Source organism: Vibrio sp. S12_S33, from assembly GCF_963889785.1.
Lineage (GTDB): Bacteria > Pseudomonadota > Gammaproteobacteria > Enterobacterales > Vibrionaceae > Vibrio > Vibrio aestuarianus.
In genome coordinates this window covers 1-209 of sequence record NZ_CAWPQZ010000484.1, presented here as the reverse complement: position 1 = coordinate 209, position 209 = coordinate 1, and the positions used below count along the sequence as shown (strand labels likewise).

The window sequence follows — 209 nt, the reverse complement described above, 5'->3', positions numbered from 1 at the left end:
GAAGGTGACTACAGCGTGACGGCGCAGATCAGCGACGCGGCGGGCAACAGCAGTGGTGAAAGTGCGCCAGTGACGTTTGATTTTGACGCCACCGTGCCAACTGCGGCGCCAACACTTACCATCGCGGATGCCGCGGACGGCAGCGTGAGCGTGGCAGAGAACAGTGACGGCGTAGAAACCAACGTGACCCTACCAACGGGTGTGGAAGA

Annotated in this window: 1 protein-coding gene; it reads left to right on the top strand. The window is 61.2% G+C overall.

The genetic code is table 11. The features are described 5' to 3' along the window. Positions 1-15: 15 nt before the first annotated feature. The coding region (locus AACW06_RS20830; protein ID WP_202884148.1) for a hypothetical protein at positions 16-209 on the top strand (194 nt) is incomplete at its 3' end.